The organism is Micromonospora sp. URMC 106, assembly GCF_051386395.1.
Taxonomy (GTDB): domain Bacteria; phylum Actinomycetota; class Actinomycetes; order Mycobacteriales; family Micromonosporaceae; genus Micromonospora.
In genome coordinates, this window is sequence record NZ_JBPQTP010000022.1 from 36,604 (window position 1) to 57,826 (window position 21,223).

The window sequence follows — 21,223 nt, forward strand, 5'->3', positions numbered from 1 at the left end:
TCCCGCCGGTGTCGCGCCGACGCCCGCTGGTGAGCGCCGCCGCACGGCCGGCGCGGGTGCCCGCGTCAGCGGTTCCGCTCGCGGTAGTCCCGGGGCGAAATGCCGTAGGTCGCCCGGAAGAGTCGGCTGAAGTGGGCCTTGTCGGTAAAGCCCCACCGCGCGGCGATGACGTGGATCGGTTGCCCCGCCACCAGCGGGGCGGCGAGGTCCCGCCGGCAGCGTTCCAGCCGCTGCCGCCGGATTAGTTCCGCGACCGTGACGTCTTCGTCCTCGAACAGCCGGTGCAGCGACCGCAGGGAGATGTGGTGGGCGGCCGCGATCGCGCGCGGGGTCAACTCCGGATCGTCGAGGTGCCTCTCGACGAAGTCCCGGATCCGTACGCGCAGGGTGCGTTGGTGGACCTCGTTCGGCAGGATCTCGGGAGCGTCCAGCCGGTGGGCCAGCGTGCCGGCCACCAGATCCATCGTCATCGCGCCCAGGACGACGGCGTCGGAGGCGTCGTACTGCTCCGGGTACGTCACGAGGCGACGCACGAACTGGGCGAGCAGCGCGGCCATGCCGGTGTCGGACGGGATCGACGTGGCGAGCAACCGGCGGACCTTGTTCGCCGGCAGCGGCAGCGCCTGGTGCGGGATCACGACGGAGACGGACCCGGCGAGTTCCGGCCCGGTCGAGAGGTGGCGAGCGACGAACGGGCGGCAGTTGTCGAGGAACGTGAACGATGCCGGTGCGACGGCCGACTGGTTGCGGTCCTGGTTGATGGCGCTGTCCCCGGTCGTCGTCAGCACGAACTGGTAGGTGTCCGGTTGGCTCGTGCGTACCAGCCTCGAGGTTCGCCTGGTGTGCAGGGTGGGATAGCGCAGGGCGGCGAGCTTCACGGTCCCGAGGTCCACGCTCTTGGCCTCGGCGAGGAAGTCGTCCAGGTGGGGGCTGCTGATGACGCTGGGAGCCGCCTCCTGCTCGATCACCTCGTACCAGCAGGCGAACCGGTCGCGTGGCGGAAGCAGCGACGTGTCGAGGACCTGGCATGGCAGCACCCCGTCACCCACCCTCACGTACGCCGATCCCGGGGATCGTACTCACGGGTGCCGGGTGGAAGTTGTCCGGGCGCAACGAGGTGACCGACCGGTGGCCGCCACGGCGCCGTCGTGGGTGGTGGGTGGCCAGCGGGCGGTGAGCCGGCCTGCGCGGACGGGCGCCACGCCGCCGGCGACGCACCGGCCCGCCCCACGGGACGGCCGGCGCGTCGCCGACCGCTCACCAGGGCAGCGGCCCGTTTTCGTCGAAGTAACCCCCGCTCGGCCCGTCGGCCGGCAGGGTCGCCAGCCGGATGGCGACCGACGCCCCCTGGCGGGGGGTGCGGTCGCCCTCGCCGCCGTTCATGTCGGTGGCGCAGTAGCCGGGGTCGGCCGCGTTGACCTTGATGGGTGTCTCCCGCAGCTCGTTGGCGTAGCAGACGGTCACCGCGTTGACCGCGCTCTTCGAGGCGTTGTAGGCCACCATCGGCATCCGGGAGTTGGACGACGTCGGATCGGTGGCGAGGGTCAGTGAGCCCAGCCCGCTGGACAGGTTGACGATCCGTCCGGCCGGTGCGCGGCGCAGCAGCGGCAGCAGCGCGTTGGTCACCGCCACCACCCCGACCACGTTCGTCTCGAAGGTGGCGCGCACCGCCTCGATCGGGGCGGCGCTGGGGGCGACCCCGAAGTCGAGCAGCACCGCGGCGTTGTTGACCAGCACGTCGAGCCGGCCGTGGGCCCGCTCGACGGTGTGCGCGGCGGCGCTCACCGACTCCGGGTCGGTGACGTCCAACCGCACCGTCGACACGTCGTACCCCTCGGCGGCGAGCTTCTCGGCCGCCTCCCGGCCCCGCGTCGCCGACCGGGCGCCGATCAGCACCCGGAACCCCGCCGCGGCCAGCCCGCGGGCGATCTCGTACCCGATTCCCTTGTTGGCCCCCGTGACGAGGGCGACCTCTGCGCTCATGCCGCAACCCTCCGGCACGCGGTCGGGGCCGGGAAGGCACCGGCCATCCAGGGACCGGCGGTCCCTGGATGGCGCTCGTGGGGGCGGCATCATGGTGGGATGGATCGCGCCCTGCTCGCCGACTTCCTCCGCAGCCGACGCGCCCGGGTGCGTCCGGAGGAGGTCGGCCTGCCCCCCGGCACACGTCGCCGCACCCCGGGGCTGCGTCGGGAGGAGGTCGCCCAGCTCGCCGCGATCTCGGTGGACTACTACAACCGACTGGAGCAGGCCCGCGCGCCGCGGCCGTCCCGGCAGGTGCTCGCCGCGTTGGGACGCGCCCTGCTGCTCTATCCGACCGAGCGGGCGCACCTGTTCCGCCTCGCCGGCGAGGTGCCCGACCCGCCGGCCCGCCCGGACGACGTCGTGCCGCACGGGTTGCGGCACCTGCTCGACCGGCTCACCGACACCCCCGCCTACGTCATCGACGCCCGGTACGAGCTGCTCGCCTGGAATTCGCTGGCGGTGGCCGTGCTCGGCGACCCGGACGACTGGGCGCCGGACGAGCGCAACCTGGCCTGGCGGATGTTCCGGGGCCTGCCGGGCCCGGTCCTCGACCAGGCCGGCGCGGTGGCCGTGGCCGCGCGGTGCGTGGCGGACCTGCGCGCGGCGGCCAGCCGCTACCCGGACGATCCGGCCCTGGGGCGGCTGCTGGCCCGGCTCCGCGCCGACAGCCCCGAGTTCGACCGCCGTTGGCGGGACCACGGGGTCTGCGTGCGCGACGCCCCGGACCGCATCGTGCTGACCCACCGGGCCGTGGGCGAGCTGGCGCTGGACCGCGAGGTGCTGGAGCTGGCCGGGGGCGGGCAGCGGCTCGTGCTGCACACCGCGTCGGGCGGCCGGTCGGCCGAGGCGCTGCGGCTGCTCGGCGTCATCGGGGCTGACTGGCGGACGGCGTCGGCGAGCTGACCGACGCGGACGTCGCCGTCAGCGCGCAGCCGGGCGGGCCCGCCGCGAGGCCGCCCACCGGCGCGGCGGCCCGTCCGGCCGCCGGCTGGTGCGGCGCCGTCGCGGTCAGAGGCCGTTGGCGGCGATGACCTGGCGGTACCAGTGCGCGCTGCGCTTGAGCACGCGCCGCTGGGTCGGGTAGTCCACGTAGACGAGACCCCAGCGCTGGTCGTACCCCTCGGCCCACTCGAAGTTGTCCAGCAGGGACCAGACGTGGAAGCTCTCCAGGGGCACGCCGGCGGCCACGGCCCGGTGGGCGGCGGCGAGGTGGTCACGTAGGAAGCCGATCCGCCCGGCGTCGTCGACCGTGCCGTCGGCGCCGAGCACGTCCGGGGTGGGCAGCCCGTTCTCGGTGACGGTGAGCGGGATCGGGCCGTAGTCGCGGGTCACCCGGGTCAGGATGTCGTACATGCCCTCGGGGTAGATCTGCTGCCAGTCGGCCTCCGAGGTGGGCCAGCGCCGGGTGGTGTCGCCGTCGGGGGTGACGTAGTACGGCGTGTAGTACTGCACGGCCAGCAGGTCCACCGGCGCGGAGATGGTGGCCAGGTCACCGTCGCGGATGCCGCGCACCATCCGGCTGTCGGGCCCGAGGTCGTCGAGCACGTCCTGCGGGTAGCGGCCGGTGAGGATCGAGTCGAGGTAGAGGCGGTTCTCGTAGCCGTCGTAGAGCCGGGCGGCGCGGGCCGCCTCGGGCGACGCGTCGGCCGGGTAGCAGGGGTGCAGGTTGAGGGCCGGGCCGATCCGGCCGGGGCCGGTGGCGCGCAGCGCCGCGACGGCGAGCCCGTGGGCGAGCTGGAGGTGGTGGGCGACCAGGTACGCGGCGGCCGGGTCCTGCCGGCCCGGCGCGTGGTGTCCCCAGAGGTAGCCGTTCTGTACCACCGTCTTCGGCTCGTTGACGGTCAGCCAGACCGGCACCCGGTCGCCGAGGGCGCGGAAGACGATCTCAGCGTAGTCGGCGAAGCGGTGGGCGACGTCGCGCGACTCCCAGCCCCCGGCGTCCTGCAGGGCCTGTGGCAGGTCCCAGTGGAACAGCGTCGCCATCGGGGCGATGCCCCGCTCGTGGAGCCCGTCGACCAGCCGGCGGTAGAAGTCGAGCCCGCGCTGGTTGGGGGCGCCGGCGCCGTCGGCCTGCACGCGGGGCCAGGAGATGGAGAACCGGTAGCTGCGCAGGCCGAGGTCGCGCATCAGGTCGAGGTCCTCGGCGTACCGGTGGTAGTGGTCGGCCGCGACGTCGCCTGTGTCGCCGTTGCGCGTGCGTCCCGGCGTACGGCTGAAGGTGTCCCAGATCGACTCGCCCCGGCCGTCCTCCTTGGCCGCGCCCTCGATCTGGTACGCCGAGGTGGCCGCGCCCCAGCCGAAGTCCGGCGGGAAACGCAGGTCGCCGGCGGGCGTGTCCGCCGTGCGCGGCGCGGGACTCTCGTCCTGGTCGGCGCAGCCGGCGACCGCGGCGGCGGTGGCGGCGGTGGTCGCGGCGGCGCCCAGCCCGGTGCCGGTGGCGGCGCTGGCGGTGGCGGAGATCGCGGCGTGGCGGAGCAGCCGCCGCCGGGTGAGCATCGACATGGGGTTCTCCTCGTGGGTTGCGTGGCCACCGCCGGGCCGGGAGCGCTCCCAGCATAGCCAGGAGCCGCCAACCGGTCGCCGCCGGCCGATCCGGTCGGTGCCGGCCGGTGCGACGGCGCTCGGAGATGGTGGGAGGGGGGTGCGGCGTGCGCCCGTGGGCGGCGGTGCGGGGCGGGGCGCGCGGTGGCGCGCCGGCGCGGGACGGCCGGCCGTGCGGGGTGCCGCGGGATCGGCGCGCCGGCGGGTCGCCGGTGGCGGGACGTCGCCGGGTGGGCGGTGCGGCCGGACAGCGGACGAGGCCGGTCGGAAGGGCGACACGGCCAGTCCCGTCGGCCTCTTTTCCCATCGTGCAAGGGGGTTTAGTGTGGGGACGGGGGAGGGCAACCCCCGTCCCCACCGTTGCTGCACACGCACGGGCGGAATTGGCGTCCTGTCGTGCGTGTCGCGCGGGAGCCGGGCCACGCGAGTGGCTTGAGGATCCACCTCCCTCCACGTTGGCGGGATGACGGCTGACGGCGGCGTCCGGGCTGGCCCGCCGTCAGCCCTCGGGCTGACTCCCCGGGCTCCGTCGGACGAACCCCGGGTGATCTTCCAGTTGGAACCCTGTCGATGGAAGCGCTCCCATCGACGATGCTGCGACTGTAACGCCCGTCACGGCTTTGTGAAAGACCCAAAACGAGATCGAAACAAGTGACTGCTCCGTGTGTCCGCGCCATTGTGGGAGCGCTTCCATGCATGGCACACTGACGCCACCGCGACGCGGAGCCAGATCGCGCGAACCGTGGGTGGCCGAGGGCAGCCGGTGTCTCCGGTACGGCACCCGACGCGGCCGGCGCAGCCCCCGCAGGGGCGCCGCCCGCCGTAACCCCGGCCCGGGCCGGGGTCGACCACCATCCCCGGGCGCCTGGAATCCCCCTTCGTGGGCAGGCGCCCCGCCGGGGCCTTCGTCCCCGGCCAGGTCCGAGGAGACACCGCGCTCATGAGACATCTGGCAAGACGTCGCCGCCTGGCGATGGTCGCCGCCACCGCGCTCGCCGTCGGCGGGGTGACCCTGCCGGCCGGTGCCGCCCAGGCCGCCCCGGCCTGCGACGTGGTCTACGCGACCAGCGACTGGAACAACGGCTTCACCGCCAACGTCACCATCAAGAACCTCGGCGACCCGATCAACGGCTGGACGCTGAAGTTCGCCTTCCCCGGCGACCAGCGGGTGACCCAGGGCTGGTCGGCCAAGTGGAGCCAGACCGGCAACGAGGTCACCGCCACCAACGAGTCGTGGAACGGCAGCCTCGGCACCGGCGCCTCGACCAGCATCGGCTTCAACGGATCGCACGGCGGCAGCAACCCGAAGCCCACCTCGTTCTCCGTCAACGGGGTGACCTGCGGCGGCACCCAGCAGCAGCCGCCGACGGTCGGGCTCAGCGTGCCGGCCGGCCCGTTCGAGGCCCCCGCCGACGTGCCGCTGACCGCCACGGCCAGCGACCCGGACGGGACGATCAGCAAGGTCGAGTTCTACCGCAACGGCCTGCTGGTCAACACCGACACCACCGCCCCGTACGGCTACACCCTCGAGGACCTGCCGGCCGGCGCGTACACCGTGCAGGCCAAGGCGTACGACAACGCCAACCTGAGCGCCACCGCGGAGAAGTCCTTCACCGTCACGGCGGCGTCCGGGCCGGTGCTGGTCGCCACCCCGTCGGCGGTGAGCGTGAGCGAGGGCGGCAGCTCGGCGGTCAACCTCAAGCTCAGCGCCGCGCCGACCGCCAACGTCCCGGTCTCCCTCGCCCGCACCGGGGACGCCGACATCACCGTCGCGCCGGCCTCGGTGACGCTGACCCCGAGCAACTGGAACACCGGGGTGAACGTGACCGTCGCGGCGGTGGAGGACGCCGACACGCTCGGCGGCACCGCCACCGTCACCGCCTCGGCGACCGGCTACGCGCCGCTGGCGATCACCGCCACCGAGGTCGACAACGACAACGGCGGCGGGGACAACACCTACGTCAAGCGGTTCCTCGACCAGTACGGCAAGATCAAGAACTCGGGCTACTTCAGCCCCGAGGGCGTGCCGTACCACTCCATCGAGACGCTGATCGTCGAGGCGCCCGACCACGGCCACGAGACCACCTCGGAGGCGTTCAGCTTCTGGCTCTGGCTGGAGGCCAACTACGGGCGGGTGACCCAGAACTGGGCGCCGTTCAACAACGCCTGGACGGTCATGGAGAAGTACATCATCCCGTCGCACGCCGACCAGCCGAGCGCGGGCGCCGCCGGCACCCCGCAGTACGCGGCCGAGCACGACCTGCCCAGCCAGTACCCGTCCCAACTGGAGCCCTCCGTGCCGGTCGGGCAGGACCCGCTGCGCAGCGAGCTGCAGTCCACCTACGGCACCGGCGACATCTACGGCATGCACTGGCTGCTCGACGTGGACAACACCTACGGCTTCGGCCGCTGCGGCGACGGCACCAGCCGCCCGACGTACATCAACACCTTCCAGCGGGGCACCCAGGAGTCGGTGTGGGAGACCGTGCCGCAGCCGTCCTGCGACACCTTCGCCCACGGCGGCCGGTACGGCTACCTCGACCTGTTCATCAAGGAGGCCAACGCCCCGGCGAAGCAGTGGAAGTACACCAACGCCCCGGACGCCGACGCCCGCGCCGTGCAGGCCGCCTACTGGGCCCTGACCTGGGCCAAGGAGCAGGGCAAGGCGGCCGACGTGGCGGCCACCGTGGCCAAGGCCGCCAAGATGGGCGACTACCTGCGCTACGCCATGTTCGACAAGTACTTCAAGAAGATCGGCAACTGCGTCGGCGCCAGCGCCTGCCCGGCGGGCACCGGCAAGGACTCGGCGCACTACCTGATGTCCTGGTACTACGCCTGGGGCGGCGCGTACGAGCCGAACCAGAACTGGTCGTGGCGCATCGGCTCCAGCCACAACCACTTCGGCTACCAGAACCCGTTCGCGGCGTGGGCGCTGACCAACGTCAACGAGCTGAAGCCGAAGTCGCCGACCGCCGTCGCCGACTGGACCAAGAGCTTCGAGCGGCAGCTGGAGTTCTACACCTGGCTCCAGTCCGCCGAGGGCGGCATCGCCGGCGGCGCCACCAACAGCTGGGGCGGCAACTACGGCCAGCCCCCGGCCGGCACGTCGACCTTCTACGGCATGTACTACGACGTCGACCCGGTCTACAACGACCCGCCGTCGAACCAGTGGTTCGGCATGCAGGCCTGGTCGATGCAGCGCATCGCCGAGCTCTACCTGCAGACCGGCAACGCCAAGGCCAAGGCGCTGCTGGACAAGTGGGTGCCGTGGGCGATCGCCAACACCACGCTGGGCACCAACTGGTCGATCCCGTCGGACATGAAGTGGACCGGCCAGCCGACCACCTGGAACCCGACCAACCCGCAGCCCAACACCAACCTGCACGTCGAGGTCACCGTGAAGGGCCAGGACGTCGGCGTCGCCGCCGCCTACGCCCGGACCCTGATCGCGTACGCGGCCAAGTCGGGCAACGTGGCGGCGAAGGACACCGCCAAGGGGCTGCTGGACGCCCTGCACGCCGCCAGCGACGCCCAGGGCGTCTCCACCACCGAGAAGCGCGGCGACTACCGCCGCTTCGACGACGTCTACGACGCCGGCACCGGCCAGGGCCTCTACGTGCCGCCGGGCTGGACGGGGACGATGCCCAACGGTGACGCCATCGCCGCCGGCAAGAGCTTCGTCGACATCCGTTCCTTCTACAAGAACGACCCGGCCTGGCCGAAGGTCCAGGCGTACCTCAACGGCGGCCCCGAGCCGGAGTTCAACTACCACCGGTTCTGGGCCCAGGCCGACGTCGCCATGGCGTACGCCGACTACGGCAAGCTGTTCCCCAACGGCTGAACCAGCTCCTCCGGGTGGGCGGCGCCGCTCGCCCACCCGGAGGCCGACCGGGCGAGGGGGAACATGAGCCCGGTCGGCGGACGGCCTGACTCCCACGGTCAGGCCGGGGTGGGCCGGCCCTTCGGCCGACGCAGCGGAGCGGACCGGCCCACCCCACCACCCGGATACGCAACGGGCGCGAAAAAGCCCGCAAAAACAGGTCTCGCGGGATCACGCGCGGGACCGCGACGGAGTAACGTACGTCACCGGAGAGGCCGCTCCCCCCGTGGCGGCCTCTCCCTTTATGTGTCCGCCGCCATGGCGGGCCGGGCCGGGGCGAGCGGGTGCCGCAGCCCCGGATGGCCGGCCGGCAACGACCGGCGCACCACCACCCAGCTCACCGCCAGCGCGGTCGCCACCAGCGGCCAGGTCAGCGCCACCCGGGCGACCGTCAGCGCGACCACCTCGTCGCCGAGCCACAGCGGCAGGAACACCGCCACCCGCAGCACGTAGGTCGCCGCCCACACCCAGCTGCCCCGGCCGTACGCGCGCAGCAGCGCCCGATCACGCCGCCACCGGCCGCGCTGCCCGAGCGCGACGCCCACCACCACCCCGAGCAGCGGCCAGCGCACGACGATGCTGACCACCCACGCCAGCGCGCTCGCCGCGTTGGAGAGCAGTTGGACGAGGAAGAAGTCCTCGGCGCGGCCGGTGCGCAACGCGACCAGCGCGGCCACGCAGACCGCCAGCAGCCCGACCAGCACCGAGCGCGGCCGGTCGCCCCGGCGCAACCGCCAGCCGGCCAGCGCCGCGCCGGTGACCACCGCCGCGCCGACCCCGCCCCACAGCGAGTGGCCGCCGAGCAGCCAACCGGCCGTGAACGCCACCGGTGGCAGGGTGGCGTCGACCGCGCCCCGGCGCCCGCCCAGCAGGTCGGCGAGCGTCTCCGGTCGATCCGCCGGGGCGGTTTCGCGCTCCGGTGTCCTGGTCACCGCACCTCCTCACGTCCGTCGTCAAACCTAGTCGCCGCCGGTGGGCGGGCCACCGGGCGACCGGGACGGGCCGGCCGCTACGGTGTGCGGGTGCGAGCGACGCCGAGGGGTTGGACCGCGGTCTGGTTGGTCGTCCTGGCCATCGTCCAGGCGGCGGCGTTTCTCGCCGTGTGGCGGGTCGCCGTGCACGCCGAGGTGGGCCAGTGGCTCGACACCGTCGCGCTGACCGGCAACCGGATCGGCCAGGACCGCATCGACGGCCCGGTGGACCGGATCCTCAACGCCATGTCGGTCGTGTCGCTGCTGGCGGCGACCGCGGTGATCGGCTTCATCGCGCTGATCCGGGGGCGCATCGCGCTCGCTGTCACGGCCACCCTGCTGATCGCCGGCGCCAACGGCACCACCCAGCTGCTCAAGTACGGCCTGACCCGGCCGGACTTCGGCGTCGACCCGGAGCGGATCTACGCCGGCAACAGCCTGCCGAGTGGGCACGCCACGGTGGCCGCGTCGGTCGCGGTGGCGCTGGTGCTCGTGCTGCCGCGCAAGGTACGGGCGCTCGGCGCCTTCCTCGGGGCCGGCTACGCCGCGGTCGCCGGGGTCGCCACCCTCTCCGCCGGTTGGCACCGGCCCAGCGACGCGGTGGCGGCGTTCCTGGTGGTCGGGGTGTGGGCGGCGCTGGCCGGGCTGCTGCTGCTGGTCACCCAGCGGGAGCAGGCGCAGGTGGAGTCGGCCGACGCGCACCGGGTCGCCGCCGCGGTGCTCGGCGTGGGCGGCGTGCTGGCGGCGGTGGCCTGCGGGCTCGCGCTGGCCTGGTTGGTCGACCTGCGCGGCACCCCGCCCGACGAGCTGGCCCGCCGGCCGCTGTTCGTCGGCTACGCCGGCAGCGCCGCCGGCATCGCCGGGACGATGGGCGTGGTGATGGCGCTGGTGCTGGCCGCCGTGCACCGGCTGGTGCCGCGCGTCAAGGGCTGACCGCGGCTCCGCCGCCTCGCGTCCGGGGCTGCCCCCGCGTCAGCGGGAGTAGGTGCCCACCATCGTTCCGCTGGCGAGGTCTCGCTGCACGAGCGCGCGGTGCACGTCGGCGGCGCGCGGCGTGTCGGGGAGTTCCAGGGGCCGGTCCAGCGCGTAGAGCCGGAAGAAGTACCGGTGTGGGTCGTCGCCCTGCGGCGGGTGCGGCCCGCCCCACCCGGGCGTGCCGAAGTCGTTGGGCCACTCCCGGCCGCCCAGGGGCACCCCGCCCTCGGGCGTCCCGGCCGAAGTCGGCGCGATGCCCGTCACCAGCCAGTGCAGGAACGGGGTCTTCCCGGCGTCCGGGTCCTCGACGAAGAGGACCAGCTCGGTCGCGGACTCCGGCACCTGCGACCACTCCAACGGCGGCGAGACGTTGCCGCCCTCGCGGGCGAAGCGGCTCGGCAACTTGTCGTGGTCGTTGAACGCGGTGCTGCGCAGCATGATCCCGGCCATCGGTGGCGCTCCTCTCCTCGGCCCGGCCGCGCGTACCCGCCGGACGGCCGCCGAAACGGCCCGTGGGGCGTGATCGGCGGTGTGAGAGGGTCTGCGGTGGCGGGTGCGGACGGGGGAGGACCGGTGGAGCGGGTACGGGCGGCGTTCCGGGACGAGTGCGGGCGGCTCGGGGAGGTGCTGCGCGGCGTCGACGAGGGCGATCTCGACCGCCCCACCGACTGCCGCCCCTGGACGGTGCGGGAACTGCTGGCCCACGTGCGCACCGGCGCCGGGCGTCTGGTGGACATGCTCGCCGCGCCCGCGCCGCCGCGTGCCGAGGTCGACGCCGCCGGGTACTACGGCGCCGCCAAGTTCACCCCGCCCGTGGACGCCGCCCGCGTCGACAGCGGCCGGCGGGAGGCTCGGGAACTCGACGGCCCGGCCCTGGTGGCCGACTTCGACCGCGCCTGGCGGGACACCCTCGACGCCGTGGACGTCCAGCCGCCCGGCCGGGTGGTGCGCACCCGGCACGGCGACGCGATGGCGCTGACCGAGTTCCTGCGTACCCGCGTGGTGGAGGTAGGGGTGCACGGCCTGGATCTGGCGGCGGCGCTCGACCGGGAGCCGTGGCTGACGCGCACCGCGGCGGAGGTCGTCGCGGACCTGCTCACCGGTGGCCGGCCCGTTCCGGCGGAGCTGGGCTGGGACCGGCTCACGCTGATCCGCAAGGCGACCGGCCGGGCGCGCCTCACCGCCGGGGAGCGGGCCGTCGTCGACGCCGCCGGCTTCCGCTGGCTCTCGTTCGGCGGCTGACCCGGCTGGGGCCCGACCCGGGTGCCGCGCGGGCGGCCGGACCGCCCACCGCGCGACCCGTCGTCGGGCGCGGCCCGCCGGACCAGCGGGGCCGTTCGGCGGCCGGGGAGGAGCGGGTCAGGTCGCGGCGAGCGGGTCCGCCGCCGCGCGTGGCGCGGGCACCCGGGGAGCGGCCTTGCGCAGGTGGTCCAGCACCACCGGGTCGATCCGGCCGGGCACCAGCCGCTCCTCCAGGTTCTCCATGCCCGCCCAGGCGAAGAGCGCCTCCTCCGGCCGGTCCGGGTCGACCGGCAGGCCCAGCGCGGTCAGCAGCGCGCCGACCTCGGCGGCGACCGCGCCCGTCAGGTCGAGCAGGGTGGCCGGGTCGGGCCGGCCGAACAGCAGGGTGTGTACCGCGAGCAGCCGACCCAGCTCGGCCACCGGATCGGGGTGGTCGTCGACCCGCAGGTCGACCAGGACGTCGCTGGTGCCGCCGTACCCACCGCCGCGCTCGACCACCAGCAGCCCGGCGCTCTGCCGGCCGCGCCGGTCGCCGCCGGCCTGGTCCCCGGCGCGCAGTGCGGCGAGCAACCGGTCGGGGAACGGCAGCGCCGCCCCGCCCAGCCAGGCGTCGCGCACCGCGTCGATCACCTGCGGGCCGGCCAGGATGTTGCCCTGCGCCGCCCAGCCGTCCCCGGCCTGGCCGCCGGCCCATGGGTGGCAGGCCGGGCCGGTCCAGGTCGCGCCCGCGCCGGTGGCGGCGACCACGCCGATCTGGCGGTGGTCCCGGTCCGGGTCGGCGGCGACCAGGCCGGCGACCACGTCGGCCGCGGCCACCCTGGTGCGCAGCAGGGTCAGCCCCTGCGGCCGGTACGCGAGGTTGACGTGCGCCTGGGTGGCGAGCGCGCCGACCTCGGCCTCGGCGGCCGGGACCAGCGCGCCGGCGGCCAGGAACCTGCTGGCCACGACGACGCCGTGCAGGCGGCCGTCGTCGGATCGGGCGACGAGCGAGAAGGTCACGCATGGAGACTAACGCCCTCCACCCCGTGCGCATCCGTGCTGTTCGATGTATTGGCGGTGTCCCGACGGGTGGCCGGTTCGGGCCGGATCTTGCTCGGCGGCGCGGCGAGCGGGCACCATCGATCGATGACGACGCGATGGGGCATGACGGTGCCGCTGGACGGCATCCCGCTCGCCGACCACGCCGCGGTCTACGCGGCCCTCGACCGGGCGGGTTTCACCGACGTCTGGTCCGCCGAGGTCAACGGGGTGGACGCGTTCACCCCGTTGGCGCTCGCCGCCGCCTGGCAGCCCCGGCTGCGCCTGGGCACCGCGATCACGCCGGTCTTCACCCGTGGGCCGGGTCTGCTGGCGATGAGCGCGGCCGCGCTCGCCGAGGCCGCGCCCAGCCGGTTCGCGCTCGGCATCGGCGCGTCCTCGCCGGTCGTCGTCCGCGACTGGAACGCGGTGCCGTTCGACGAACCGTTCCGGCGTACCCGCGACGTCCTGCGGTTCCTGCGCGCGGCGCTGTCCGGCGAGACCGTCGACGGCGCGTTCGACACCTTCGCCGTGCGCCGGTTCACGCTGGACCGCAAGCCGGCCGTGCCGCCACCGTTGCTGCTCGCCGCGCTGCGTCCGGGGATGCTGCGGCTGGCCGGCGCGGAGGCCGACGGCGTCATCCTCAACTGGCTCGGCGCGGACGACGTGCCGCGGGCGCTCGCCGAGGTGGGCGAGCGGCGTTCGGGCTTCGAGGTGGTCACCCGGATCTTCGTCTGCCCCACCTCCGACGCCGCGCACGCCCGCGCCCTGGGCCGCCGGCTGATCACCAGCTACCTCACCGTCCCCGCGTACGCCGAGTTCCACCGCTGGCTGGGCCGGGAGGAGGTGCTCGGGCCGATGTGGCGGGCCTGGGCTTCCGGGGACCGGCGCGGCGCGGGCGCGGCGGTGCCCGACGAGGTGGTCGACGCACTGGTGCTGCACGGCTCGCCGGAGCACTGCCGCGAGCAGGTCCGCCGCTACGCCGACGCGGGGGTCGACGTGCCCGTGCTGGCCCTGCTGCCCACCCCCGAGCTGGCCGCCGGCGGCACGGCGGTGCTGGGCGACCTGATCACGAGGTTGGGCGGGGGTGGGGCGCGGTGAACCTCACCGACCGGGTGGTGGTGATCACCGGCGGGGCCGGCGGCATCGGCTCGGCCCTGGCGCGGCGGTTCGCCGCCGAGGGCGCGGCGGCCGTGGTCGTGGCCGACCTCGACGCCGACGCCGCCCGCGCGGTGGCCGCCGGTGTCGGCCCGGTTGCCCGTCCCGCCGCCGTGGACGTGACCGACGAGGAGCAGGTCCGCGCGCTGGTCGCCGACACCGAGCGGCGGTACGGGCGGATCGACCTGTTCTGCGCGAACGCGGGCGTGGCCACCAGCGGGGGAGTGGAGGTCGACGACGCCGGCTGGGACCGTGCGTGGCGGGTGAACGTGCTCTCGCACGTCTACGCCGCCCGGGCGGTGCTCCCGGCGATGCTGGTTCGGGGCGGCGGCTACCTGCTGCACACCTGTTCGGCGGCGGGCGTGCTGACCGCGGTCGGGGACGCGCCCTACACGACCACCAAGCACGCCGCCGTGGGCTTCGCCGAGTGGCTTTCCGTCACCTATCGTGACCAGGGCCTGCGGGTCAGTGCCCTGTGCCCGCAGGGGGTGGACACGCCGATGCTGGCCGAGGGGCTGGCCGCCGGCCACCTCGGCGCCCGGGTGATCGCCGCCTCCGGCGCGGTGCTCGCCCCGGACGAGGTCGCCGACGCGGTGGTCGCCGGCCTCGCCGAGGAGCGGTTCCTCATCCTGCCGCACCCGGAGGTCGCCGCGTACGCCCGCCGCCGGGCGGAGGACCCCGACGGCTGGCAGGCCGGCCTGCGTAAACTCGTGCGCCGCCTGCGGGCGTAGTGCCCCGACAAGCGGGACGGGCGGCGTGGACACCGATCACGACGCCGGGGCGCCGATGTCGCGTGCGCGTTTGAGCCGACCGGCGTCGGCCTCGCTCAGCGCTCCACGTCGAATGACAGTGGCGCGGTGGCGGCGGCCCGCAGTCGCGCGAGGATGGCGGTCCGGGCGCGGCGGTAGGCGGCGGGGTCGTCGTGCAACAGCGAGGTGCCGTTGGCCATCTCCAGCAGCGCGATCAACTCGTAGGCGAGTTGATCGGCGTCCGTCGTCTCCACGAGGTCGCCCAGTTGGCGTGCGTCCTCGATCGTGCGGGTCACCAGCCGTGTCCAGTCGAGGCTGGCGGCGGCCACCGCCTCCCGGACGGGGCCCGGGCGGGCGTCGAACTCGGCGGCGACGGTGAAGAAGAAGCATCCCCCCGGGAACACCCGCCGCTCCGAGTAGTTCAGCCAGGCATCGCACAGCCGCCACAGTCGACGCAGGCCCGGCGCGACGGCCAGGGCGGGCTGGACCACCTCGTCCAGATACACCGCGGACGCCGTGCGCAGGGTGGCGAGCTGAAGCTCCTCCTTGGAGCCGAAGTAGCCGAACAGTCCGCTCTTGCTCACGCGGAGGTCGGCGGCGAGCCGTCCGATCGTGAGGCCCTCCAGGCCGTCCTTCGAGGCGATGTCCGCGGCGCGACGAAGGATCGTCGCGCGGGTGCGCTCGTCGCGCGGCCGACCCGCCATGCCGGAGCCCTCTCCTTCTGTCGCTGCGCGGATTCAGCGTACGGGCGTTCGGTCTGTCTGGCCCAGCAGGAGCTACCATGCTTTTCAAGCACGAACGATCGTGCTGAAAATTAGGAGGGGCGACGGGGATGTCCGAGATCGAAGAGGGCCGCGTGCTGCGGACCCGTTGGACGCCGGGGCCGGACGTCGACGCCACCGGAGCGGTGCTCGTCGCCGTGACCGCGTTCCGCGCCGACCGCGCGCGGGACCTGCCGGGGATCTACCGGGCCGGCATGCGCCTGCGCGACGCCTGGCCGGACCTGACGGGTGCGGTCGGGATGTGGTTGTGGACCACACCGCTCAGGCGCCGGTGCGGCTCGGTGTCGGTCTGGCGGGACCAGGACGCGTTGCGGCAGTTCGTGGCCTGGCCCGACCACGTGGTGATCATGAAGCGGTACCGGCGACGCGGCCGACTGACATCGACCACGTGGACGACGGAGCGGTGCGAGCCGTCAGTCATCTGGCGGGAGGCCCACCAACACCTCGCGGAGCGGTGAGCCGGCGAACGATCGGTCGCGTTCCTCCCTGCCGATCCGGACTCACCCGAGAACGACGTCGCGGCCGAGCGCTCCCGCGCCCACCGGTCGGCGGGCCGAGGGCGCGAACCGGGCGTCGTGGCGCGAGATCGCCCAGACGATGAGCGCGGCGACACCGTAGGCGGCGCCCAGCAGGCTGGTGAGGGCCCAGCCTGCCGCCGAGTAGGCCCAGGTGGTGCTCACCGCGCCGAGGGCGGAGCCGAGTGAGTAGAACACCATGTACGCGCCGATGGTGCGGCTGGCCGCCTCGGGTCTGCCGGCCGTGACGAGTTGTTGGCTGGTCACGTGTACGGCCTGCACGGCGAAGTCGAGCGCCACCACTCCGATGACCAGCAGCGGCAGGGAGTGGGGGGCCTGTGCGGTGAACATCCAGGAGAGGATGAGGAGTAGAAGCGACCATCCGGTGACCGGAGTCGCCAGTCCCCGGTCCGCCCAGCGGCCGGCTCGCGCGGCGCCGAGGGCCCCGGTGAGCCCCGCGATGCCGAAGAGGCCGATCTGGGTCGCCGAGAGGTTCCATGGCTCGTCGCTCAGCGGCAGGGCGATCCCGCTCCAGAGCGTCCCGAACGAGGCGAACAGGAAGAAGCAGAGCAGCGCGCGGCCGCGGAACGTGCGGTCGGAGAGGGGCAGGCGAAGCGCGGAGTTGACCGTGCGCAGGTACCCGCGATCCCGGTTCTGCCGCGCCTCGCGGGGAAGAAGGGCCAGGACGGCGCCGGCGAGTGCGAGTGACGCGAGTGCGGATACGGCGTAGACCGTGCGCCAGCCCGCTGCGTCGGCGAGGGTTCCGGCGACGGTACGGGCGGCGAGGATGCCGATCACGACGCCGGAGGTGACGGCGCCGATGTCGCGTCCGCGTTCGGCGGGGCTCGACACGGCCGCCGCGTAGGCGACGGCGATCTGGACCACGACGGAGAACAGCCCCGCCAATGCCGCTCCCGCCAACACGCCCACCGTTGTGGCGGACAGTGCGATCAGGCCCGTGCCGACCGCCGTGAACGCGACGTGGGCCGCCATCAGCAGGCGACGATTCGCCAGGTCGCCCAGTGGGACCAGCGCGACGAGGCCCAGCAGGTAGCCGATCTGCCCGATCCCGACGATCCAGCCCACGTGCTGCTCGGGGATGGCCAGGTCGGCGCCGATGCGCGCCAGCAGGGGCTGTGCGTAGTAGATGTTCGCGACCGCGACCGCAGACAGCGTCGCGAGCAGCAGTCGACGGCCCGAGCTGAGCCCGGCGGGTTCCATCGCGTCTCCGATCAGTAGCAATATGCAACTGATCGGAGGCTAGGGCATAATGGTTTCGGATCGCAACTCATCGGAGGTTCGTGTGACGTCCCAGTCGGCCGGCCCGGAACTCGCCTCCACGCACTGGACGGACCCGGAGTGCCCCGTGGCCCGCGCGGTCGACCTGGTCGGAGACCGCTGGAGCCTGCTCATCGTGCGTGACGCAATGGACGGCGTCCGCGCGTTCACGGACTTCCAACGCAGCCTCGGCGTCGCCCGGAACATCCTCAGCGACAGGCTCCGCCGGCTCGTTGCCCACGGCATCCTGGCCCGCGAGATCGCCCCGTCCGGCAAGCGCCAGGAGTACGTGCTGACGGAGGTTGGTCATGATCTGTTCACCGCTGTGCTCGCCCTGCGCCAATGGGGTGAGCGCCATGCGTTCGCCCCTGGCGAGGCGCACTCCGTTCTCCTGGACGACACCGCTGCCGTCGTGCCTGAACTGCGTCCGACCGGCCACGGTGGACAGGACCTGTCCGACCACAACACGCGGGTACGAAAGGTCGAGAGGCGTCACCGGTCAGCCGGGTGAAGTGATCCGGCCGACCGCGTGTGCTCGCCGCTCGGGAGCTTCCCGCGATCACGGCCTACGGACGAACTCGATCGCGACCGATGCGAAGAACCGCTCGACGCTGACGCGCTGCCGACCGCGCACCACAGCCGCCCTACCGATCAGGCTCGATGGTGTCCATGGAGGCGCCCTCGCCAGCGCGATGAGGCCCGTGCAGCCAGGGCGCGACCTTGGGCGCCGCCGCGATCAGTGCGACCGCGAGCGCGGTGATCACCGCCTGCCCGATCCGGCCCGGCGTGATCCCCGGCGCGGTGTCCAGCACGTAGTTGGCGTACCCGTTCGCCGCCGCGTCGCTGCCGAGCACGGCACACCCCAGCAGCAGCCCTTCGACCCGGCGCAGCGCCAGCAGCAGCGCCGCGAGTGGATCGAACACCGTCAGCGAGGTGAAGTACAGCATCAGCAAGGTGGGGGTGGACGGGCCTGGACCACCTGGCCGGACGCCGAGCAGGTCGCCCAGGTGGACGATCCCGCCGTACGCGAGGAGGCAGACGGCGGCGATCACGACGACCCGGACCCACCGGGGCACGCCGGCCCACCGCCGGTCCGATGTGCGCCTCGCCGCGCCCACTGGCCTCCCGTTTCCCGTCGGGCAGTGGCCCGCCCGCGCCGCACCGATGCTGGTGCGCCAGCGGCGGCCTCCCCAGGGAGCCGGACGGGCGGATCCCGCCGCCCGCTCCTGGCTAGCCAGCTGTCTCGGCGTGACCGCCCGTGGTGGCCGGCACCGGGGCCTCAGCCGTCCCGGTCGAACCCGTCCAGCAGGGCGGCGGCCTGCGCCAACTGGCCTTGGTGGAACACGGGGATTCCGGCGCGGACCAGCAGTTCGGCGGCCAGGCCGCGCCCGGGGACCGTGCGGCCCGTGAACGACCCGTCGTGCACCCGGCTGGTGCCGCATGTGGGACTGCGGTCCACGAGGACGGCGAGGACCACCCCGGCCGCCCGAGCCCGGTCCACGGCCCGTCGCGCCGCCAGCCGGAACAGGTCCGTGACGTCCCGCCCGGTCACCTCCCGCACCCTGCCGTCACCGTCGAGCACCTCCGCGGCGACGCCGCCGACGATCTCGGCCGGTGGCCTGGGTACCGGCAGCCCCACCGACACTTCGGGACAGAACGACACCAGGCGGCCCTCAGTGGCCCAGCGGTCCCAGATCGGCGAGCAGACATCCACCCCGGTCGCGTTGAAGCGGATCGGGGCGCCTCCCAGACAGCCGCTCACCAACACCCTGTGCACCCGAGCACCGTAACCGCCGCCGGGCGGCCGTCCTTGTCAGGGGCCCACAGTCGCCGAGTTCCGTCGCCAGCGACCCATGCCGTCGTTGACTGCCACGGGCCAGCGGTTGATTGCTGCTTCCAGGGCGGGTTCCATCGGGCCGTTGGAGGCGTATCGCATACGAATTTCGGCCGGGGACCGCCGGGCCGACCCGTCAGTGGTCCGCGCGCCGGTCACCCGACCGGACGCCGCGCAGGCGTCCGTACGCCCACGCCACCAGCGCGAAGAGGCCCCAGAGGATTAGGCCCCAACTCGTCGGCGGAGTCCAGGCCGACAGCGACCCCGCGATGTCCGCCTCACTCAGCGAGGCGCGCGGCTGCGTCCCCGACAGGGCCAGCGCGGCGAAGCCGACGGCGGCGAGGCCGCACAGCACCGGCACGACGGCGCGACGGAACATGAGCGCGGCCAGCAGGGCCGTTGCCAGCCACAGGGACGCCCCGGACAGGAAAGCGGCGGCGGTGGTGGCGCGATCGGCCGCAGAGGGCTCCTCGCCGAAGAACGGCGCGGAGGCGACGACTGCCGCGTACCAGGACCACACGGCGCCGGGCAGCGCCAGGATCAGCAGGATCCAGGGTTGCGCCCAGTGGCCTCGTTCACGGGGTGCGGCAGATTGTGCGACGGCGCCGTCGTGCCGCCCGCCCTCCTCTTCGCTGATCATTCCCCGATCATGGTCCGGCACGGCGCGGGCCGCCTGAGTGGCCGTACTCAGCACGCTCGCCCCGCTCCTCGGTGCCGCGCCGCGAGAAGTCCGGCGGCGCGGGCGCGGGCCATGGGCGGCCCGTCACGCACGCCGGGGCAGCCGTCGGCCCGGGCAGCGCTCGCGGCACGTACCCTCGTGCCATGTCTCGTCCACTGCGGACGCTCGGTGAACTGATCCGACGCGCGGTGTCCCACCGCGACGTCGACCTCTACGTGCTGGCCGTCGGCGCGCTCGTCTTCACCGTGCTCGGTTCGGCCGGACTGGCGAACGCGGCCGCCCTCTCCTCGGCGACGCTCGGACTGCTGACCTTCCTGGCGGTGGCACAGATCCGGTCCAGGCGGCAGATCGCCGAGATCGCCGAGAGCCGGACGACCACCCACACCGACGTGCTGCGGACCGGTTTTCCCGAGGACCTGGCGGCCCGGCGCCAGGAGGCCAGGTCACTGCTGCTCATCGGCAGGTCGCTGGGGCGAACCATCGCCACCACCCGCGTACACCTGCGTCGGTCCCTCGCCGCCGGCGCGCACGTGCGGGTGCTGCTGGTCGACCCGGACGACGACGGCGCGGTGCGGGCGGCCGCCAGCTCCACCGCCGACTCCGCCCGCGTGGAACGGCTGCGCAGTCGCATCCGCGCGTCCCTCGACGAACTCGCCGGCCTGCGGGGGGCAGGCGGGCAGCTCGAGGTGCGCGTCACCACGGCGGTACCGCACATCGGCGTCAACGCCGTCGACGTCGAGTCCGAGCGGGGCTTCATCGTCGTGCAGCACTACGAGTACCGGCCCTCGGCGGACGCCGCGCCGATCCTGCGGCTGGACACCCGGGACGCGTACTGGTTCCCGCACTTCGTCGCCGAGGCCAACCGGATGTGGGAGGACGCCCAGCCGTGGCCTCCCACCGTGGAGCAGGCGGTGCGACGAGCCGCGCGGCCGGCGTTCGCCGACGACTTCGGCCCGGAACTGCTGGCGGTGATGTCGCGCGCGCGGCACCTGCTCATCACCGGCGTCACCCGCAACACACTGCTCACCAGCGAGTACAAGCGGTTCGAGCAGTGGCTCACATCCGGCTGCGTCATCCGGTTCCTCCTCGTCGATCCGGACTCACCCGCGATCGACGTCGCCGCCGAGCGCTACTACGCACACCGGTCGGCCGACCGGACGCGGGAGCGGGGCCGGCACGCGCTCGGCCTGCTGCGCGAGCTGCGGCAGACGACCGGCGGGGACATCGCCGTCCGGCTGACCCGGCATCCACTGGCGCTGGGCCTCGTCGCGGTCGACCCGACCGAGGAGACCCGGTCGCCGCACAGCGCCGTGTTCGGTGAGTACTACACGTACCAGGCGCCCGGCGAACCGAAGTTCGCGCTCCGGGCCGACGACGGCCCGTGGTGCGGCCACTTCGTCCACGAGGCGGAGGCGCTCTGGGAGGGCGCGCTGCCCGTCGAACTGTGAGGTGCCGGCGGCGGGCCGAGCGAGATCGCCCGGCTGGCCCAGCGCAGAAGAGCGGAGCGGCCACTTGGTGCCGTCATCGCACCTTCACCTGGACCTGATCAGCCCCATCTCAGAGGGCGGTTCGAAGTA

Annotated in this window: 20 protein-coding genes; 9 read left to right on the plus strand and 11 right to left on the minus strand. The window is 73.8% G+C overall.

Annotated features, from left to right (window positions below):
* Positions 1–65 precede the first annotated feature (65 nt).
* Both ACSNOB_RS10360 and ACSNOB_RS10365 read right to left on the minus strand, forming a co-directional pair.
* Positions 66–1,055: a helix-turn-helix domain-containing protein gene (locus tag ACSNOB_RS10360; RefSeq protein ID WP_436686399.1), complete on the minus strand. Its 990-nt coding sequence runs from the start codon at positions 1,053–1,055 to the stop codon at positions 66–68.
* A 202-nt stretch (positions 1,056–1,257) separates the two neighbouring features.
* A complete protein-coding gene (locus tag ACSNOB_RS10365; RefSeq protein ID WP_436686400.1) occupies positions 1,258–1,983 on the minus strand; it encodes an SDR family oxidoreductase in 726 nt (241 codons plus the stop codon).
* Between the two features lie 99 nt (positions 1,984–2,082).
* Here ACSNOB_RS10365 and ACSNOB_RS10370 point away from each other — a divergent pair, with 99 nt between their 5' ends.
* Entirely contained in the window at positions 2,083–2,928 is an 846-nt protein-coding gene (locus ACSNOB_RS10370) for a helix-turn-helix transcriptional regulator (RefSeq protein ID WP_436686401.1), read from the plus strand.
* Positions 2,929–3,033: 105 nt separating this feature from the next.
* Here the strand turns inward: ACSNOB_RS10370 and ACSNOB_RS10375 are convergent, their stop codons facing one another.
* Positions 3,034–4,527 (minus strand): GH1 family beta-glucosidase, encoded by a 1,494-nt coding sequence (locus ACSNOB_RS10375; protein WP_436686402.1) that lies wholly within the window; start codon positions 4,525–4,527, stop codon positions 3,034–3,036.
* Between the two features lie 988 nt (positions 4,528–5,515).
* Here ACSNOB_RS10375 and ACSNOB_RS10380 point away from each other — a divergent pair.
* Entirely contained in the window at positions 5,516–8,407 is a 2,892-nt protein-coding gene (locus ACSNOB_RS10380; RefSeq protein WP_436686427.1) for a glycoside hydrolase family 48 protein, read from the plus strand.
* 281 nt (positions 8,408–8,688) lie between these two features.
* On the opposite strand, the gene ACSNOB_RS10385 is transcribed toward ACSNOB_RS10380, so the two are convergent.
* Positions 8,689–9,378, minus strand: a complete 690-nt coding sequence (locus tag ACSNOB_RS10385) for a DUF3159 domain-containing protein (RefSeq protein ID WP_436686403.1) — start codon at positions 9,376–9,378, stop codon at positions 8,689–8,691.
* Between the two features lie 84 nt (positions 9,379–9,462).
* Between ACSNOB_RS10385 and ACSNOB_RS10390 the strand changes: the two genes are divergently transcribed.
* A complete protein-coding gene (locus ACSNOB_RS10390; protein WP_393104058.1) occupies positions 9,463–10,350 on the plus strand; it encodes a phosphatase PAP2 family protein in 888 nt (295 codons plus the stop codon).
* A 39-nt stretch (positions 10,351–10,389) separates the two neighbouring features.
* Here ACSNOB_RS10390 and ACSNOB_RS10395 read toward each other — a convergent pair whose 3' ends face one another.
* Entirely contained in the window at positions 10,390–10,842 is a 453-nt protein-coding gene (locus ACSNOB_RS10395; RefSeq protein ID WP_436686405.1) for a YbhB/YbcL family Raf kinase inhibitor-like protein, read from the minus strand.
* A 96-nt stretch (positions 10,843–10,938) separates the two neighbouring features.
* Between ACSNOB_RS10395 and ACSNOB_RS10400 the strand changes: the two genes are divergently transcribed.
* Complete coding sequence (locus ACSNOB_RS10400; RefSeq protein ID WP_436686406.1) at positions 10,939–11,634, plus strand: maleylpyruvate isomerase N-terminal domain-containing protein; 696 nt, start codon at positions 10,939–10,941, stop codon at positions 11,632–11,634.
* Positions 11,635–11,751: 117 nt separating this feature from the next.
* On the opposite strand, the gene ACSNOB_RS10405 is transcribed toward ACSNOB_RS10400, so the two are convergent.
* The gene (locus ACSNOB_RS10405) at positions 11,752–12,633 is read right to left on the minus strand and encodes a DUF1028 domain-containing protein (protein ID WP_436686408.1); all 882 of its coding nucleotides are present in this window, start codon (positions 12,631–12,633) and stop codon (positions 11,752–11,754) included.
* Between the two features lie 144 nt (positions 12,634–12,777).
* Between ACSNOB_RS10405 and ACSNOB_RS10410 the strand changes: the two genes are divergently transcribed.
* Together ACSNOB_RS10410 and ACSNOB_RS10415 are read left to right on the plus strand one after the other, a co-directional pair.
* Complete coding sequence (locus ACSNOB_RS10410) at positions 12,778–13,752, plus strand: LLM class F420-dependent oxidoreductase (RefSeq protein WP_436686428.1); 975 nt, start codon at positions 12,778–12,780, stop codon at positions 13,750–13,752.
* Positions 13,749–14,540 (plus strand): SDR family oxidoreductase, encoded by a 792-nt coding sequence (locus ACSNOB_RS10415; protein WP_436686409.1) that lies wholly within the window; start codon positions 13,749–13,751, stop codon positions 14,538–14,540. The genes ACSNOB_RS10410 and ACSNOB_RS10415 overlap by 4 nt, the downstream gene beginning before the upstream one ends.
* A 95-nt stretch (positions 14,541–14,635) precedes the next feature.
* Here ACSNOB_RS10415 and ACSNOB_RS10420 read toward each other — a convergent pair whose 3' ends face one another.
* On the minus strand, positions 14,636–15,262 hold the full coding sequence (locus ACSNOB_RS10420; protein ID WP_436686410.1) for a TetR/AcrR family transcriptional regulator: 627 nt from the start codon (positions 15,260–15,262) through the stop codon (positions 14,636–14,638).
* A 128-nt stretch (positions 15,263–15,390) separates the two neighbouring features.
* Here ACSNOB_RS10420 and ACSNOB_RS10425 point away from each other — a divergent pair, with 128 nt between their 5' ends.
* Positions 15,391–15,798 (plus strand): hypothetical protein, encoded by a 408-nt coding sequence (locus tag ACSNOB_RS10425; protein WP_436686412.1) that lies wholly within the window; start codon positions 15,391–15,393, stop codon positions 15,796–15,798.
* Between the two features lie 42 nt (positions 15,799–15,840).
* On the opposite strand, the gene ACSNOB_RS10430 is transcribed toward ACSNOB_RS10425, so the two are convergent.
* A complete protein-coding gene (locus ACSNOB_RS10430; protein WP_436686413.1) occupies positions 15,841–17,076 on the minus strand; it encodes an MFS transporter in 1,236 nt (411 codons plus the stop codon).
* Between the two features lie 82 nt (positions 17,077–17,158).
* On the opposite strand from ACSNOB_RS10430, the gene ACSNOB_RS10435 reads away from it, so the two are divergent.
* Entirely contained in the window at positions 17,159–17,644 is a 486-nt protein-coding gene (locus tag ACSNOB_RS10435) for a winged helix-turn-helix transcriptional regulator (RefSeq protein WP_436686414.1), read from the plus strand.
* A 133-nt stretch (positions 17,645–17,777) separates the two neighbouring features.
* Here the strand turns inward: ACSNOB_RS10435 and ACSNOB_RS10440 are convergent, their stop codons facing one another.
* The 3 genes from ACSNOB_RS10440 to ACSNOB_RS10450 form a co-directional block, all read right to left on the minus strand.
* A complete protein-coding gene (locus ACSNOB_RS10440) occupies positions 17,778–18,209 on the minus strand; it encodes a hypothetical protein (protein WP_436686415.1) in 432 nt (143 codons plus the stop codon).
* Between the two features lie 203 nt (positions 18,210–18,412).
* The gene (locus ACSNOB_RS10445; RefSeq protein ID WP_436686416.1) at positions 18,413–18,910 is read right to left on the minus strand and encodes a DUF523 domain-containing protein; all 498 of its coding nucleotides are present in this window, start codon (positions 18,908–18,910) and stop codon (positions 18,413–18,415) included.
* A 193-nt stretch (positions 18,911–19,103) separates the two neighbouring features.
* On the minus strand, positions 19,104–19,607 hold the full coding sequence (locus tag ACSNOB_RS10450) for a hypothetical protein (protein WP_436686417.1): 504 nt from the start codon (positions 19,605–19,607) through the stop codon (positions 19,104–19,106).
* A 182-nt stretch (positions 19,608–19,789) separates the two neighbouring features.
* On the opposite strand from ACSNOB_RS10450, the gene ACSNOB_RS10455 reads away from it, so the two are divergent.
* The gene (locus tag ACSNOB_RS10455) at positions 19,790–21,094 is read left to right on the plus strand and encodes a hypothetical protein (RefSeq protein WP_436686418.1); all 1,305 of its coding nucleotides are present in this window, start codon (positions 19,790–19,792) and stop codon (positions 21,092–21,094) included.
* Positions 21,095–21,223: the final 129 nt, after the last annotated feature.

Coding starts and splice junctions, on each gene's coding strand:
- ACSNOB_RS10375 (WP_436686402.1), bottom strand. CDS start 4,527: ATGTCGATGCTCACCCGGCGGCGGCTGCTCCGCCACGCCGCGATCTCC.
- ACSNOB_RS10365 (WP_436686400.1), bottom strand. CDS start 1,983: ATGAGCGCAGAGGTCGCCCTCGTCACGGGGGCCAACAAGGGAATCGGG.
- ACSNOB_RS10370 (WP_436686401.1), top strand. CDS start 2,083: ATGGATCGCGCCCTGCTCGCCGACTTCCTCCGCAGCCGACGCGCCCGG.
- ACSNOB_RS10430 (WP_436686413.1), bottom strand. CDS start 17,076: ATGGAACCCGCCGGGCTCAGCTCGGGCCGTCGACTGCTGCTCGCGACG.
- ACSNOB_RS10455 (WP_436686418.1), top strand. CDS start 19,790: ATGTCTCGTCCACTGCGGACGCTCGGTGAACTGATCCGACGCGCGGTG.
- ACSNOB_RS10395 (WP_436686405.1), bottom strand. CDS start 10,842: ATGGCCGGGATCATGCTGCGCAGCACCGCGTTCAACGACCACGACAAG.
- ACSNOB_RS10425 (WP_436686412.1), top strand. CDS start 15,391: ATGTCCGAGATCGAAGAGGGCCGCGTGCTGCGGACCCGTTGGACGCCG.
- ACSNOB_RS10450 (WP_436686417.1), bottom strand. CDS start 19,607: ATGATCAGCGAAGAGGAGGGCGGGCGGCACGACGGCGCCGTCGCACAA.
- ACSNOB_RS10410 (WP_436686428.1), top strand. CDS start 12,778: ATGACGGTGCCGCTGGACGGCATCCCGCTCGCCGACCACGCCGCGGTC.
- ACSNOB_RS10420 (WP_436686410.1), bottom strand. CDS start 15,262: ATGGCGGGTCGGCCGCGCGACGAGCGCACCCGCGCGACGATCCTTCGT.